A 14,046-nucleotide genomic window follows, 5' to 3' on the forward strand; every position below is an offset into this window, starting at 1 on the left:
CGGCCTGGAGTAAACCACATGACCTATGAAGCCTTTCACGACGGACTGCGCGATACCGGGTTTGCGCTAAACCATGGGGCGGTCGAGATGCCGGCGGTTGGATTCGGTACCTTGTTCCGCGATCTCGCCACCACGACCGAAGCGGTGAAGGAAGCGCTGGCCGCCGGTTTCCGCCATTTCGATTGTGCCGAGCGTTATCGCAATGAAGCGCAGGTTGGTGTAGCACTGAAGGAAGTGCAGGAGGCCGGCAAAGTCCGGCGCGAAGATCTGTTCATCACCACCAAACTGTGGAACACCAACCATCGTCCCGAGCGCGTCGAGCCCGCGTTCGAAGCCAGTTGCCAACGCCTGCAAGTGGACTACATCGACTGCTACCTGATCCACACGCCGTTTGCCTTTCAACCCGGCGACAACCAGGACCCGAGGGACGGGCAGGGCAACGTCATCTACGACAACGGCGTGACATTGATCGAGACGTGGCGGGCGCTTGAGCGGCTGGTGGATGAGGGGCGGGCGAGGTCCATCGGCCTGTCCGATATCACACTGGAGGCGCTGAAGGCGATTGTCGCCGTCGCCCGGATAAAACCCGCCGTGGTGCAGGTCGAGTCCCACCCTTATCTGCCGGAGTGGGAGTTGCTTGAGTTCTGCAAGGAGCACGGAATTATCGTGCTGGCGTTTGCGCCACTGGGGCATGGCATGGAGCCGAATGTGCTGCAGGACCCGGTGATCACCGGCATCGCCCGACGCCTGCAGAAAACGCCCGCCCAGGTGGCACTGGCCTGGTCGGTACAACGCGGGGTGGCGTTCCTGACCACCTCGGCAACGCCGAGCCATATCCGGGAAAATATCGATATCTCGACCTTGCCGCACAGGGCCATGGTCGAGATTCAACAAGACATCACAACCCGTATACGCTTCAACTCGGTGGTTGAAACCGGTGTCCCCGGTTTCATTCCGCGCAAGCCGTAGTGCCTGACGCCGGGGCGGTCCGTCACCGGGCCGTCCTGTTTGCCTATCCCTTGAGGTGAAAACGATGGATGTTTTCCAGACCCTGCGGTGTTTCGTGGCGGTAGCCCAAAGCGGCAGCTTCACCGCGGCGGCCGCGATGCTGGACACCACCACGACCAACGTTTCCAAAGCCGTTTCCAGCCTGGAAGCCAGGCTGCAGACGCGGCTGATCAACCGGACTACCAGACGCCTGGCATTGACCGAAGCCGGTGTGCGCTATTTGCAGCGCTGCGAGCGGATTCTGCAGGACATGCGCGAGGCCGACGAAGAGGCGGGCACGGCTCAGGTCAAGCCCGCAGGCCGGCTGAAAATCCATGCCATGTCGGCCATTGGCAACCATTACGTGATCGGCGCCATTGCCCGCTACCGGGAAACCTATCCTTCGGTGCTGTTTGACCTGACCGTGACCAATCGGCTGCCGGATCTGCTGGAGGAAGGCTATGACATGTCGATTGTGCTGGCGCGGGACCTGCCCGATTCCGGGTTTGTCGCCCAGCGGCTGGGGATCACCTACAGCATTCTCTGCGCTTCGCCGGCGTACCTGAGCGAACGCGGGATTCCCCGGTCGCCGAGTGAACTCGACGGCCATGATTGCCTGCGCATCGTCAACACGGTCATGCCGGCCGAGAACTGGGTATTTGAAGGTCCGCTTGGGGCAGAAACATTCAGCACGCCTGTGTCTCCCTTTCACGTCAACACGGCTGACGCCATGACATTCGCGATCAAGAACGGGATGGGGATTGGCATTCAGCCGATTGCTTCGGCCGTCGAGGGCCTGCGGGCGGGGACGTTGGTGCGCGTATTGCCGGGGCATCGGCTTGAGGAGTTGAACCTGTTTGCGATCTACCCGTCACGCAAGTTCGTGGATGCAAAAATAAAAACCTGGGTGGAATTCCTGAAGCATTCCATTCCGGGGTTGCTGGCGTCGGATGAAAAAATTGTCGGTGCATCTGTTTAGCGATGTGGCTGACGCTGTACGCATGGAGTGTCGACCCTCCATCGTCCATACAGTGTTCAACCGTTCGAGCATCCGCTGCCCATCACTTGGTATTCAAGGGTGCGGCGTTGGCCTTGGGAATCTTCATAGATCATGCGCGCCGGGACAGGTGCACATTCATTGGCGATTTCCGAGACCTCGATGACGCGCTTGATATCAAGCTTCGTATCATAGGTATAGGTTTCAACCGGTGATTGGCCGGTGGCGGCAGTCGAATGGCTGTCGTCTGCAAAGGCCTGGGTGCCGGTGGTGCCAAGCGCTAACAAGAGCGCGACTTTCAGCAGTTTCATGATCTTCACCTCGTGGTAAAAGCGTTATCCCTTGAACCTGTTTTCCCGCGTGAGTGGATCGCCTCTGTTTGGGCTCGCTCACTTGGGTAGAGCCGATGTTAGGCGTTTGGTGCAGGCGCAAAAATCGGTCAGCGGGATAAACACTGTTGCCGGATTGATCATGAATCGAGGGGGCTTTGGCGGGGAGTCGGTCTCGAGTCTTCTCCCCCCAGGCAAATCAGGAACTCTGCCGATCGATATCGCGGCGCAGAACGACAGCGGTGGTGATGTCTTCAACGGATTCGTGACTGGCTACTGCATCTCTGACCCGGTTCAGATCATCGATGGTTCGCGATTCGACCTCAATGACCAGATCGAGTTGGCCACTGACCGAGGAAACGCGTCGTACCTGCGAGTTTTGCGCAAGCAGGTCCAGCAAGCTGATTGCGGGTGTGCGTTTGAGGCAAACAAGCAGGATTGCGCGAATCACGTTGGCGTCAATTTCACCGATATCAGCCCGGTAGCCTCTGATCACACCATTGCGTTCAAGGTTGATGACCCGCTCGCTGGTAGCACTTCTTGAAAGCCCGATTCTCGCTGCCAGGGCTTTCAGGGCGATTCGAGCCTCTTTGGAAAGAATTTCGAGTATTTCGCGATCTTTCGTGTCCAGGTCGCGCATCAGAACTCCCTAACTTTGCTACCGAAATTGTGCCGGTCGATTCCGGCAATATGCAGGCTGAAGCCGACCGTATACCTACTGCCGTCCTAGGCGTTGCGTGCCAAGCTATCTGAAAAAAATGGCTTGGAAAACAACTACCATGACAAATCTTTCCCATCCTGCACCCCAGTTCTCGACCGGGGATGCCGAAAAACTGAGTGAGCAGCTTTTCAACGTTATCGGTACGGCCACGCCGCTGGATGGCGAGCGCGACCGCAACTATCGGTTGACCACAGAAACCGATGCGGGATGGATTCTGAAAGTCGTCAATTCGACCGAGCCGAGAGTTGAAAGCGAGTTTCAGACGGCCATTCTCAGTCATCTCGCCACTCACAATCCCGAACTTACCGTGCCTTTTCTCAAGAAAAGCCTTGCCGGTGAATACCTGGCCTCGACAGTAGCGCACACCGGCGAAACCCATGCGGTCCGCCTGGTGAGCTGGTTGCACGGAACGCCGCTTGCCGAGGTCAAGCGTACGTTCGAATTGATGCGTAGCCTTGGCCAATCGTTCGGTGAGATAGATCGTGCACTTCAGGGCTTCATGCATCCAGGCGCGGTACGCGACCTCGACTGGGATTTGCGTCACGCCGCACGTTCGCGATCCCGCCTGCACTTTGTGAAAGATCCTGGCAGAAGGGCAATTCTGGAACGTTTCATTGAGCGTTTCGAAAAAACGGTCCAACCGAAGCTTTCGCGTCTGCGTGCACAGGTCATTCACAACGACGGCAATGACTGGAATATCCTCGTCGACTCCCGCAATCATCAGCAAGTCTCAGGTGTCATCGACTTTGGCGATGCGGTCCACACGATTCTGATTGCCGAAGTAGCCATTACCTGCGCCTATTCCATTCTCGACATGGAAGATCCAATCGGCGCGGCCGCCGTCCTCACGGCCGGTTTCCATGAGAAGTACCCTCTGCAGCCGGAGGAGCTTGACGTCCTCTTCAATCTCATTGCGATGCGCCTGGTCACAAGCGTCACCTTGTCGGCATCGCGATACGACCGGACGCAAGACAATCCCTACCTTGGCATCAGCGAAGCGCCGGCCTGGCGCCTTCTGGAGAGGATGGATCGCATGAACCCTCGGCTGGCGACGGCGATCCTGCGCAAAGCCTGTGGGTTTGACGCGATCGAAGGCGCCGGTGCGGTTCGTCGCTGGGTTGCCTTAAACATCAAGTCCTTCGCAGATATCGTGCGTCCATCTGCTGCAACCATGAACAAGGCTATTGCACCGTTCGCAGATGCTTCGCATGTGATGACTGTCGCTTCAGCCGAGCAGCGTCCAGCTGAGGCAACGAAGTGGTGGAATGATTTTTGTGCCGAACACAAGGTGCCGCTCGGCATCGGGCCATGGGGCGAAGAAAGAACCATCTATACCGACACCGCGTTTGAATCGCGATTCATTGAAGGGCAGCGTCGGGTCATTCACGTTGGTGTCGACTTGATCATGCCCGCTGGAACGCCTCTCTATACGCCTGTTGCCGGTGTGGTGCAGAGCGTCGAGGTCGAGCATGAGCCGCTTGGCTATGGTGGTTTGATCATGCTCGAGCACTCGCCTGAAGGTTGCCCGCCGTTCCTGACTCTGTGGGGGCACATGGCTCATGAAGCTCTGGCGCGCCTGAAGCCCGGTGACCGCCTGGAGGCCGGCGCGCTTGTAGGATACATGGGGGCGGACACGGAAAATGGCGGGTGGATCCCCCATGTGCATTTTCAGATGTCCACTGACACCGGGTTGAAAGCGGACGAGTTCATTGGCGTAGGTGAACGGGCTTATCTTGAGGTATGGGCGGACCTGTTCCCCGATGCATCGGCTCTCGCGGGAATTCCTCCGGAAACTTACAGCCAGGAAGGACGCACCAAGGCAGAGATTGTGGCGAAGCGTAAGGAGTTGTTGCTTCCAAACTTGTCGATTTCCTATTCAGATCCGATCAAGTTCGTTCGCGGTGACGGGGTCTGGTTGATCGATAACTTTGGCAGGGCCTATCTGGATTGCTTCAATAACGTCTGCCATCTCGGTCACGCCCACCCAGATGTAGTGCAAGCGCTTTCACGGCAGGCTGCACGCCTGAACACAAACACCCGTTACCTGCACGACAATATTGTGGAGTATGCAGAGCGGCTCACGGCTACCTTGCCTGAAGGTCTGGCGGTCGCTTCCTTCGGGTGTTCAGGAAGTGAAGCAAACAGCCTCATGCTCCGTATGGCGCGCAATCACACGGGTCGTGACGATGCAATTGTGCTGGATTGGGCTTACCACGGAACAACACAGGAACTGATTGACCTCAGCCCTTACAAATACAAGCGTAAAGCCGGTAAAGGGCGTGCAGATCATGTGTTTGAGGCGGCCGTCCCGGATGCTTACCGTGGTGCGCAACACTGGCCGTTCGAGGAACTGGGCAAGCGTTTCGCTGAAAGCGTGGCGGATCAGATCGAGATCATGCGCAAGCAGGGCAGATCCCCGGCTTTCTTCTTGGCGGAGTCCATTCCAAGTGTCGCCGGGCAACTTTTCTTCCCGGAAAACTACTTGAAAGAAGTCTATGCAATGGTCCGTGCAGAGGGGGGGCTTTGCCTGGCCGACGAAGTCCAGGTCGGCTTCGGTCGTGTAGGTAGCCACTGGTGGGCTTTTGAAACCCAGGGAGTCGTGCCCGATGCAGTATCCATGGGCAAACCCATTGGCAATGGACATCCCATGTCGGCGGTTGTGACCACGCGTGAGATTGCAGACAGCTTCAACAATGGCATGGAGTACTTCAATACCTTCGCCGGTAGTCCGGTTTCGTGTGCTGTAGGGCTCTCGGTGCTCGATGTGATTGAGCGCGATAACTTGAAACTCAACGCACTGACCGTTGGCAACTATCTGCTTGATGGCTTCCGTAAATTGCAGCAGCGATACGATGCAATAGGCGATGTGCGCGGGCTGGGCCTGTTTCTCGGAATAGAACTTGTCACGGATCGCAAAACGAAGGTTCCAGCCACGGAGCTGGCCAGGAAAGTAGCCGATGGTGCCAGGGAGCGAGGTGTTTTGATCGGTACTGAAGGCCCATATGACAATGTTCTGAAGATGCGCCCATCGATGATTTTCAGTCAGGCAAACGCTGATTTTCTGCTTGAGGTCCTGGACGAAAGTTTTAAGGCTGCACTTCGCTAATCTGGTTGGACGATGTGACTGCCCGACATAGTGTCGGCCAACTCCGGCAATGTGTCACTCAGGCTGACACCTTGCCGGGTGCTTTCGAAAGTTGCCTATGCAAGACTTTTCATGAAGGCCGGGTGAATAACCCCAAAAAAATAATAATTAACTCTTCCAAGGTGCCATCCAATGCTAACTAAAAAGCTCAAGAGTTTGATTGTCGCTTCCACTGTGGCAGCAGCGGCACTGCTTTCCACCTCAGTTGTTCACGCTGATGATTTGAAGTCGATCCAGGATTCCAAAGAAATCCGTATCGCGATGAGCGGTCAATATTCCCCCTTCAGCTTTGCAAACGAGCAGAACCAGATTGTCGGATTCGACGCCTCCATCAGCGAGGCACTGGCTGAGCGGATGGGGGTAAAAGTGAAGATCATTACGACTCCATTCGACGGGATAATTGCAGGTCTTCTCGCGAAAAAATATGACGCCATTATCGCTTCCATGACCATTACCCCGGAGCGCCAGAAGGCCGTGGATTTCGTTGGGCCCTATTACCATGCAGGTCGTACGATCGTAGTGAAGGACGACTCTTCGATCAAAAGCCTCGATGATCTTAAAGATGTTGTTGTTGGCGTTACCCTCGGGGATGCTCACGATAAATGGGCCAGGGCCCGCGGCAACCTGAAGGTGAGAACGTACAAAGGTCTTCCCGAAATGCTGGTCGATCTTGAGGCCGGACGTATCGACGCGATTGTGATGGACAGTGTTCCGGTGTTGGTCGCAGTCAAGGAAACAGGGCAGAAGGTTCGCATCATTACTCCACCGGATAGCGATGGCGGTATTGAAGGTATGGGTATTGCGCTGCGCAAAAATAACCCTGAACTCAAGGCGACGATGCAGAAGGCGCTCGAAGACATGCTCGCCGATGGCACCTACGAAAAGATCTCGATGAAGTGGATTGGCAACGATATCCGCTAATTCGCATTTAGCATGGCTCGACTTATCGTCGAGCCAGCCAATCAGACTTTTCCGAGCGTTCTCATGGATCTGACACTCATACAGCGCACATTCCCGTTTTTCCTGGAGGCAGCCTGGATTACAGTGCAGATCTCTGTACTTGCACTTCTACTTGGTTTCCTGGTCGCCATCGTGCTGGTGGCTGGCCGGTTGTCCACTGTTCTCACCTTTCGATGCCTTGCAAGGCTCTACATAAGCGTTTTTCGCGGCACTCCCTGCCTGGTTCAGCTGTTCATCATTTACTTTGGCGGGCCGCAGATCGGACTTGAGCTGGAGCCGTTTGCGGCAGGCGTAATCGGCTTGGGCCTGAACATCGCCGCTTACATGGCCGAATCCATTCGTGGCGCTATCACCAACGTTGACCCTGGCCAGGAAGAAGCTTCACGTTCAATTGGTTTCGGGCGGGGTCAAACTTTATGGCTTATCACGCTGCCACAAGCTGCAAAATTGATGATAAGGCCGCTGGGAGTGAACGCTGTCGCTCTTATCAAAGGTTCTGCATTGGTGTCGACGATCTCTGTTGTTGAACTTTCATATACAGCGCAACGCTTTATCAGTTCAACATACAAACCTTTTGAGATTTTCATGGTGTCTGCATTGCTTTACATCGTGATGGTCTACTCGGTCAGATTTATTGTTGACTATCTCGATAATCGCTTCGCGGCAAGGTGAGAGCATTCAGATGCAAAGCCTGGATCTTAGTATAGTTACACCCTATTCCGAGCTGCTTGCGACCGGTCTTTGGTGGACGGTTGTGATGTTTTTGAGTTCCAGCGTATTGAGTTTGATGGCAGGGGTAGCCTTTGCACTCATCGTTCTTTATGCGCCTAAGGTATTGGCGCTGCCCGTGCGGTTTATTACGTGGTTGCTCATGGGAACTCCACTCCTTCTTCAGTTGTACTTGATTTATTATGGTCTTGTGCAAGTGGGAATTGATATTCCTGCACTGGTGGCTGGCATCATAGGCCTTAGTTTGCACTTCGCTGTCTACAATGCGGACGTTATTCGTGCCGGCGTGGTGTCAGTCGACCCGGGTCAGATTGAAGGTGCCCGGTCCATTGGTCTCAGCCGTGGACAGACTCAGCGTTACGTCATCGTGCCGCAAGCGCTTCGCAGGACTATTGCGCCGCTGGGAAATAACCTGATTGTCCTTTTAAAGGACACCTCTCTGGTTTCCATAATCGGTATTGCGGAGTTGGTGTACAGCGCGCAGCTTGCCGTGAGTGAGACCTATAGCCCGTTTGAGTTTTATCTGACTGTTGCGGTTATTTATTATGCAGCCAATCTTGTTCTCGAAGCCGGCCTGCATCTTCTCGAAAACAAGGTAGAGATGTCACGATGATCAGAAATGAATTCATGGTTGAGGTGAAAGGCGCTCGTAAGGCTTACGGAGAACTTGAAGTACTCAAGGGGATCGATCTTTCCGTATCTCGCGGACAAATCGTCGCGATCATCGGCCCAAGTGGATCTGGCAAAAGCACGCTTCTGCGGTCAATCAACCATCTGGAAGTGCTTAACGATGGCGAGATCTGGTTAGAGGGTGAGCAAGTCAATCGACCATTGAAAGGTCGTGCGTTTGAACAGCATATAAATGCCGTACGTCAGCAGATGGGCATGGTGTTCCAACACTTCAATCTATTTCCGCATTTGACCGTGTGTGAAAACATTGCTCTGGGCCCGATAAAACTCAAGGGGGTTACGAAAAAGGCATCTCGTGAGTTGGCAATGGAATATTTGTCAAAAGTTGGATTGGCCAACAAAATCGATGAGTATCCTTCTCGCCTGTCGGGCGGACAGAAGCAGCGCGTTGCAATAGCAAGAGCACTGGCGATGCAGCCAAAAGTCATGCTGTTCGATGAGGCTACATCGGCACTGGACCCTGAACTTGTCGAAGAGGTCAACCTGGTCATGAAACAACTCGCTGCAGAGCACATGACAATGTTGATCGTCACTCATGAAATGCGCTTTGCAGGTGAGGTTGCAGACCGGATCGTCTTTATGGACGGCGGGGTTGTAGTAGAAGAGGGGGCGCCGCAAGAGATCCTGCAAAACCCTGTCCACGAACGAACCCGGTCGTTCTTGAAAAAGCATCTGCACGATAGATAAGGTGTGCTTTCCTGCAAAGCTTGCGTGATTTTGCAAAACGGAGTCTCACAGACCAAGCCGGCGCTGACGGACAAACTGGCGGATGTCTTCATCGGCAGCCAGTGACACCATTGGCGCTCACTTGTACTCATCATGCCGGCGCCACCAGGGCCCCGTTTCATTGCGCCCCCTGGGCGCGCGGTCGAGCCATTGGTACATGCCCCACAATCCGTCCAGGCCTCGGGCGTAGGTGGAATAGGTGTGATAAATCTCGCCGTCTTCCAACACAAAGGTGCTCAGCCCTGGCCTGTCGCGGGTGTAGGTCGGCGCGTCGGTGCCACAGGTCGCGGCGAACTGTTTCACCGGTTCCGGGACCTGGCTGGCGTCCATCGCATGCCCGCCGCGCTGATAGTTGTACTCGACCTGTCCTTCACGTTGCTGCGCTTCGGTGAAGTAAACGTTGAAGTCGGCGGTGAAGTCGCTGTCGGCGGCCGAGGCCCAGGGGAACGTCCAGCCCATTCGGCGCTTGTAGGCCTGCAGTTTCGCCAACGGCGCGCGGGATATCGCCATCAGTGTCACGTCGTGGTTCGCCAGGTGGATGACGAGGGGGTCGAAACCATCGGCGATGGCTGAGCAGGACGGGCAGCCGGCGGTGTAGTCGGGGCCGAACATGAAGTGGTAGACCAGCAGTTGCGAGCGCCCCTGGAAGAGCTCGGCCAGGGTTGCGCTGCCGCTGTCGGTATCGAAGCGGTACGCCTTGTCGAGGCGAACCCATGGCAATGCCTGGCGTTGCCTGGCCACTTCATCGCTGCGTCGGGTCAGGGCCTTTTCCGCTTCCAGCAATTGCAGGCGTGCTGCCAGCCATTGGTCCCGGGTCGCGGTTTTGTGCGTGTTCATCGTTGTACGCTCCTGGTGAAAGGTCGTGATTTAGACTAAACCCGGGTATCGAATGCGGGGAGTGACAAGCGTGGCGGGATTTCGATGGACTCGATGATCACGGCAGCCGCCCAGGCGCTGGCGGCGGGGAACCCGCTGGGCGCACTGGACCGCGTGGCATTGCGCGACGATGCGCCGGCATTGGCCCTGCGCGGTATCGCCATGGCGCAATTGGGCGATCTGGTGCGGGCCAGGGCGCTGGTCAAGCGTGCGCAACGGGCCTTTGCGCCCAAGGAAGTGCTGGCCCGTGCGCGATGCGTGGTGGCCGAGGCCGAAATCGCCCTGGCTTCGCGGGAACTCGGGTGGCCGGTCAAGGCGCTGGAAACGGCGCGGGTCACCCTTGAACAGCACGGTGACCGGGTCAATGCCGCCCATGCGCGTTATCTGCAAATCCGCCGTTTGCTGTTGCTCGGCCAACTCGATGAGGCGCAGCAGTTACTGGCCGGACTCGACCCCGGCCAATTGCCGCCGGCGTTGCGTGCAACCCATGAACTGGTCTTGGCGGGTATCGCCATTCGACGCCTGCAATCGAACGCGGCACGGGACGCGTTGACGAGGGCCGGGCAGGCGGCCGCTCAAACAGGGATTGCCGCGCTGATGGCTGAGGTGGAACAGGCTGCGCGTCTGCTCGATGCACCCGCGGCACACCTGGTGGCCCAAGGCGAAGTACGGTCGCTGCTGCTCGATGAAGTTGAAGCGTTGTTCGGTTCAACCTCTCTGGTCGTGGATGCCTGCCGGTACGTTGTGCGTGGCTGTGGCATGTCGGTGTCACTCGCTACGCGGCCGGTCCTGTTCATGCTGGCCCGCGCCTTGGCCGAGGCGTGGCCCGCCGACGTTGCGCGGGAAACGCTGATCGCCCGGGCGTTCCGCTTGAAGCTCTCGGATGAATCCCATCGCGCCCGGCTGCGCGTGGAAATCGGCAGGCTGCGTCAGGCACTCAAGCCGTTGGCTGGCGTCATCGCGACGGCGCGCGGTTATGCCCTGCAATCAGCGGTCTGTACGCAGGTGGTGACACTGGTGCAACCGGTCGAGGAAAAGTTTGCCGCGGTCGTTGCCTGCCTCGCCGATGGCGAGTCGTGGTCGAGTTCTGCCCTGGCATTGGCGCTGGGTACCAGCCAGCGCACGGTGCAACGGGCGCTCGATACGCTGGCGGCACAGGGCAAGGTGCAGTGGTTTGGCCGTGGTCGCGCACGGCGCTGGATGACGCCGCCCGTACCGGGATTCGCGACGACCTTGTTACTCCCGGCGCCGCTGCCCGGTGGCTAGGATGAACGCCACCAACCCCCATCGAGGAATGCCAGATGAAACACGCAACTGCTGAAATCATTCGTGAGTATGGCCCGTTTGCCGATGTCGAGCATGTGTGCGGCGTCACCTGGGACGGCGAAAAGGTCTGGTTCGCGAGCGACACCAAAATCAACGCCCTGGACCCGGAAAGTGGCCAGGTGCTGAGTACGATTGATGTCGCGGCCCATGCTGGTACCGCGTTCGATGGCGAGCATCTGTTCCAGATCGCCGAAAATCGCATCCAGAAAATCGACCCGCGTACCGGCCGCATCCTCTCGACGATTCCTGCGCCCGGTGCAGGCGCCGATTCGGGGCTGACCTGGGCCGAAGGGACGTTGTGGGTGGGCCAGTACCGCGAACGCAAGATTCACCAGATCGACCCCGAGAGCGGCAAGATCCTGCGCACCATCGAATCCAACCGTTTCGTCACCGGCGTGACCTGGGTGGACGGCGCGCTGTGGCACGGTACGTGGGAAGGCGATGAAAGCGAACTGCGCCGGATCGATCCGCAAACGGGCGAAGTGCTGCAGAGCCTGAAAATGCCCGAAGGTGTGGGCGTCTCGGGGCTTGAGTCCGATGGTGGCGAGCGGTTGTTCTGCGGCGGCGGCAATAGCGGTCGGGTGAGGGTGGTGCGTCGGCCTTCATGAGCCAGCGATTGTCAGGTGCAACCTGTGTGGGAGCGGGCTTGCTCGCGAAGGCGGCGTGACAGGCGCCATGGATGTTGAATGTGCCGGCCACTTCGCGAGCAAGCCCGCTCCCACAGTGGATTTTCGGCGACCAGGAAAGATGAGTTCGACTCGGTTCACTGTGTGGGAGCGGGCTTGCTCGCGAAGGCGGAGTGTCAGGCGCCATGGATGTTGAATGTGCCGGCCACTTCGCGAGCAAGCCCGCTCCCACAATGGATCTTCAGCGACCAGGAAAGATGGGTACGGCTCGGTTCACCCACGACTCAGTCGGTTTTGGGGTGCTGATCGTTGATGTCGTACCACCCCGCTTTCGAGCTGACACATACATGCTTTTGTTTGTGGATGCGTAGTGGCGTATCCAGCGTGCCGAGGGCAACTGAAACCCAATCGGAAAACGCTCCTGTCGAGTCAGTCCAGAACAGCGAAGATCCGCAGTGAGCACAGAACTGCCGCGTGACGCCCCTGGACGACTCATACGCCTGCAGCGAATCTGCGCCGGTCATGATCGATAGTGCCGAGGCGGGCGCGCTGGCATAGGTTGCAAACGCAGCTCCGTGGCCCTTGCGGCATTGGCTGCAATGGCAATGGGTGACGGCTTTCAGTTCGGTCGACAGGCCATATTTGATGGCGCCGCAGAGGCAGCTGCCTTGGTGAAACTCATCCATGTAAAGCCATCCTTGTATCCATAGTATTTTTCTGTCCTGCGCTGTTTTCTGCTGGTCGAAATCGGTCTAAAAGCCTGGTTGGCATTTGAGCCTGTTTTGCTATCCTCAAACCTGTAGGTGAAGACGCAGACTGATGCGCAAAAGGATAGCAAGGAGACGTGGGGCGCGTTCCGAAGGGTACACGGTTAGAAAGATCCCCGCGCTGGGATCCAGCCCTTATGCCGTGTGAAGCAGAAGAGTTCCATTACAGTTTCACGGCTCTTTTGTGGGAGGCCTGATAAACCTTGTAAGCCGGAGACCAGCACCGGCCACCTACTTACACTCACCCGCGAAGCCCGCCCAGTGCGGGCTTTTTAATGCCCGCTAGGTGGGCCTGGCCAGTGGCTCAAGGCGCGCCAAACAGCATCGTCCAGTAGACACCGTTGTCGCTGCGTGCGTTGGCGGCGTAAGCGGCACCGACCTGGGTGAACATCGGGTTCATCAGGTTGGCGCAGTGCCCGGGGCTGGCGAGCCAGCCGGCCATGGCCTTGCTCGGTGAACCTTGCCCGGCGGCGATGTTTTCACCGATCTGCCGGCCACGGTAGCCGGCGGCCTTGGCGCGGTCGTAGGGCATGTCGCCGTCGGGGTCCTGGTGGGCGAAATAGTTGCCGTAGGCCATGGCCTTGCTATGGCCCTGGGCGGCGGCGCCGAGGGAGGCGTTCCAGGACAACGGCCGCGCGGCGGCGAAGCGTTGGCGACCACACATGCGCGGCCTGGCCCGGGCTGCATTGACCTGTGCCAGCAACGCCTGGGCGGCACTGCGTGTGTCGCCGGTTTGCCCGTCGAGCACCGGCCTGGCGAGCACCACTTGCCACTCGCTCCCGGCGTGGCTGACGCCGATGTCGGCGTATTGGTTGTCGAGCAGCGCGGCGCAGTGCTCGTCCTGGAACATATCGAACGCCTCTTCGGCGTCCCGTGCACCCACCACGCGGATCGACCGCACCATGGTTGCCTGATAGCCGGAAGCCTTTAACCGGTCCCGCAACCCACCGCCATAGCCAACGGGCAAGGCCAGGTTCGACTTGAGCTTCAGAGGGGACAAACGTTGCGTCGGTCGCCGGTCGCAGCGTTGCGGGTGTGCGCGATAGTCGTTGATGGCGTCGACCAGTTGCCGCTGCCCATCGGCGTGGGCGGGGCTGGCAAGAACGGGGAGCAGGGAAAACAGGCACAGCGAAGAAAAGCGCAAGGCAACGACAGTGTGGCGCATGG

The 14,046-nt window shown here is 57.8% G+C and carries 14 protein-coding genes; 9 read left to right on the top strand and 5 right to left on the bottom strand.

Features of this window, described 5'->3' with window-relative positions:
* Positions 1-18 precede the first annotated feature (18 nt).
* The gene (locus ACEN8Q_RS03645; RefSeq protein ID WP_413427542.1) at positions 19-969 is read left to right on the top strand and encodes an aldo/keto reductase; all 951 of its coding nucleotides are present in this window, start codon (positions 19-21) and stop codon (positions 967-969) included.
* Positions 970-1,033: 64 nt separating this feature from the next.
* Complete coding sequence (locus ACEN8Q_RS03650) at positions 1,034-1,966, top strand: LysR family transcriptional regulator (RefSeq protein WP_413704535.1); 933 nt, start codon at positions 1,034-1,036, stop codon at positions 1,964-1,966.
* A gap of 56 nt (positions 1,967-2,022) precedes the next feature.
* On the opposite strand, the gene ACEN8Q_RS03655 is transcribed toward ACEN8Q_RS03650, so the two are convergent.
* A complete protein-coding gene (locus ACEN8Q_RS03655; RefSeq protein ID WP_413704536.1) occupies positions 2,023-2,295 on the bottom strand; it encodes a DUF2790 domain-containing protein in 273 nt (90 codons plus the stop codon).
* Positions 2,296-2,512: 217 nt separating this feature from the next.
* Positions 2,513-2,953 (bottom strand): Lrp/AsnC family transcriptional regulator, encoded by a 441-nt coding sequence (locus ACEN8Q_RS03660; protein ID WP_046042440.1) that lies wholly within the window; start codon positions 2,951-2,953, stop codon positions 2,513-2,515.
* A 139-nt stretch (positions 2,954-3,092) separates the two neighbouring features.
* On the opposite strand from ACEN8Q_RS03660, the gene ACEN8Q_RS03665 reads away from it, so the two are divergent.
* The 5 genes from ACEN8Q_RS03665 to ACEN8Q_RS03685 all read left to right on the top strand — a co-directional run bounded on the left by ACEN8Q_RS03665 (position 3,093) and on the right by ACEN8Q_RS03685 (position 9,245).
* Positions 3,093-6,140 carry an aminotransferase class III-fold pyridoxal phosphate-dependent enzyme gene (locus ACEN8Q_RS03665; RefSeq protein ID WP_413704537.1) on the top strand — a complete coding sequence of 1,016 codons (3,048 nt, stop codon included), beginning with the start codon at positions 3,093-3,095 and terminating at the stop codon, positions 6,138-6,140.
* A gap of 171 nt (positions 6,141-6,311) precedes the next feature.
* Positions 6,312-7,100 (top strand): ABC transporter substrate-binding protein, encoded by a 789-nt coding sequence (locus ACEN8Q_RS03670; protein ID WP_413704538.1) that lies wholly within the window; start codon positions 6,312-6,314, stop codon positions 7,098-7,100.
* A gap of 63 nt (positions 7,101-7,163) precedes the next feature.
* Positions 7,164-7,811: an amino acid ABC transporter permease gene (locus ACEN8Q_RS03675; protein WP_413704539.1), complete on the top strand. Its 648-nt coding sequence runs from the start codon at positions 7,164-7,166 to the stop codon at positions 7,809-7,811.
* 10 nt (positions 7,812-7,821) lie between these two features.
* Positions 7,822-8,481 (top strand): amino acid ABC transporter permease, encoded by a 660-nt coding sequence (locus tag ACEN8Q_RS03680; RefSeq protein WP_413704540.1) that lies wholly within the window; start codon positions 7,822-7,824, stop codon positions 8,479-8,481.
* Entirely contained in the window at positions 8,478-9,245 is a 768-nt protein-coding gene (locus ACEN8Q_RS03685; protein WP_413704541.1) for an amino acid ABC transporter ATP-binding protein, read from the top strand. Before ACEN8Q_RS03680 ends, ACEN8Q_RS03685 begins: the two co-directional genes overlap by 4 nt.
* A gap of 117 nt (positions 9,246-9,362) precedes the next feature.
* Here the strand turns inward: ACEN8Q_RS03685 and ACEN8Q_RS03690 are convergent, their stop codons facing one another.
* Positions 9,363-10,121 carry a DUF899 domain-containing protein gene (locus tag ACEN8Q_RS03690; RefSeq protein WP_413704542.1) on the bottom strand — a complete coding sequence of 253 codons (759 nt, stop codon included), beginning with the start codon at positions 10,119-10,121 and terminating at the stop codon, positions 9,363-9,365.
* 84 nt (positions 10,122-10,205) lie between these two features.
* On the opposite strand from ACEN8Q_RS03690, the gene ACEN8Q_RS03695 reads away from it, so the two are divergent.
* On the top strand, positions 10,206-11,426 hold the full coding sequence (locus ACEN8Q_RS03695; RefSeq protein ID WP_413704543.1) for a helix-turn-helix domain-containing protein: 1,221 nt from the start codon (positions 10,206-10,208) through the stop codon (positions 11,424-11,426).
* 35 nt (positions 11,427-11,461) lie between these two features.
* A complete protein-coding gene (locus tag ACEN8Q_RS03700; RefSeq protein WP_413704544.1) occupies positions 11,462-12,094 on the top strand; it encodes a glutaminyl-peptide cyclotransferase in 633 nt (210 codons plus the stop codon).
* Between the two features lie 302 nt (positions 12,095-12,396).
* Here the strand turns inward: ACEN8Q_RS03700 and ACEN8Q_RS03705 are convergent, their stop codons facing one another.
* Together ACEN8Q_RS03705 and ACEN8Q_RS03710 are read right to left on the bottom strand one after the other, a co-directional pair.
* Entirely contained in the window at positions 12,397-12,798 is a 402-nt protein-coding gene (locus tag ACEN8Q_RS03705) for a GFA family protein (RefSeq protein WP_413427551.1), read from the bottom strand.
* Between the two features lie 385 nt (positions 12,799-13,183).
* Positions 13,184-14,044 carry a CAP domain-containing protein gene (locus tag ACEN8Q_RS03710; RefSeq protein ID WP_413704545.1) on the bottom strand — a complete coding sequence of 287 codons (861 nt, stop codon included), beginning with the start codon at positions 14,042-14,044 and terminating at the stop codon, positions 13,184-13,186.
* Positions 14,045-14,046: the final 2 nt, after the last annotated feature.

Origin of the sequence: Pseudomonas sp. Pseusp16 (assembly GCF_047324915.1) — a bacterium.
Lineage (GTDB): Bacteria > Pseudomonadota > Gammaproteobacteria > Pseudomonadales > Pseudomonadaceae > Aquipseudomonas > Aquipseudomonas fluorescens_CD.

Excerpts from the sequence above, each read along its gene's own strand:
- ACEN8Q_RS03645 (WP_413427542.1), top strand. The coding sequence starts at position 19 with ATGACCTATGAAGCCTTTCACGACGGACTGCGCGATACCGGGTTTGCG.
- ACEN8Q_RS03650 (WP_413704535.1), top strand. The coding sequence starts at position 1,034 with ATGGATGTTTTCCAGACCCTGCGGTGTTTCGTGGCGGTAGCCCAAAGC.
- ACEN8Q_RS03655 (WP_413704536.1), bottom strand. The coding sequence starts at position 2,295 with ATGAAACTGCTGAAAGTCGCGCTCTTGTTAGCGCTTGGCACCACCGGC.
- ACEN8Q_RS03660 (WP_046042440.1), bottom strand. The coding sequence starts at position 2,953 with ATGCGCGACCTGGACACGAAAGATCGCGAAATACTCGAAATTCTTTCC.
- ACEN8Q_RS03665 (WP_413704537.1), top strand. The coding sequence starts at position 3,093 with ATGACAAATCTTTCCCATCCTGCACCCCAGTTCTCGACCGGGGATGCC.
- ACEN8Q_RS03670 (WP_413704538.1), top strand. The coding sequence starts at position 6,312 with ATGCTAACTAAAAAGCTCAAGAGTTTGATTGTCGCTTCCACTGTGGCA.
- ACEN8Q_RS03675 (WP_413704539.1), top strand. The coding sequence starts at position 7,164 with ATGGATCTGACACTCATACAGCGCACATTCCCGTTTTTCCTGGAGGCA.
- ACEN8Q_RS03680 (WP_413704540.1), top strand. The coding sequence starts at position 7,822 with ATGCAAAGCCTGGATCTTAGTATAGTTACACCCTATTCCGAGCTGCTT.
- ACEN8Q_RS03685 (WP_413704541.1), top strand. The coding sequence starts at position 8,478 with ATGATCAGAAATGAATTCATGGTTGAGGTGAAAGGCGCTCGTAAGGCT.
- ACEN8Q_RS03690 (WP_413704542.1), bottom strand. The coding sequence starts at position 10,121 with ATGAACACGCACAAAACCGCGACCCGGGACCAATGGCTGGCAGCACGC.
- ACEN8Q_RS03695 (WP_413704543.1), top strand. The coding sequence starts at position 10,206 with ATGGACTCGATGATCACGGCAGCCGCCCAGGCGCTGGCGGCGGGGAAC.
- ACEN8Q_RS03700 (WP_413704544.1), top strand. The coding sequence starts at position 11,462 with ATGAAACACGCAACTGCTGAAATCATTCGTGAGTATGGCCCGTTTGCC.
- ACEN8Q_RS03705 (WP_413427551.1), bottom strand. The coding sequence starts at position 12,798 with ATGGATGAGTTTCACCAAGGCAGCTGCCTCTGCGGCGCCATCAAATAT.
- ACEN8Q_RS03710 (WP_413704545.1), bottom strand. The coding sequence starts at position 14,044 with ATGCGCCACACTGTCGTTGCCTTGCGCTTTTCTTCGCTGTGCCTGTTT.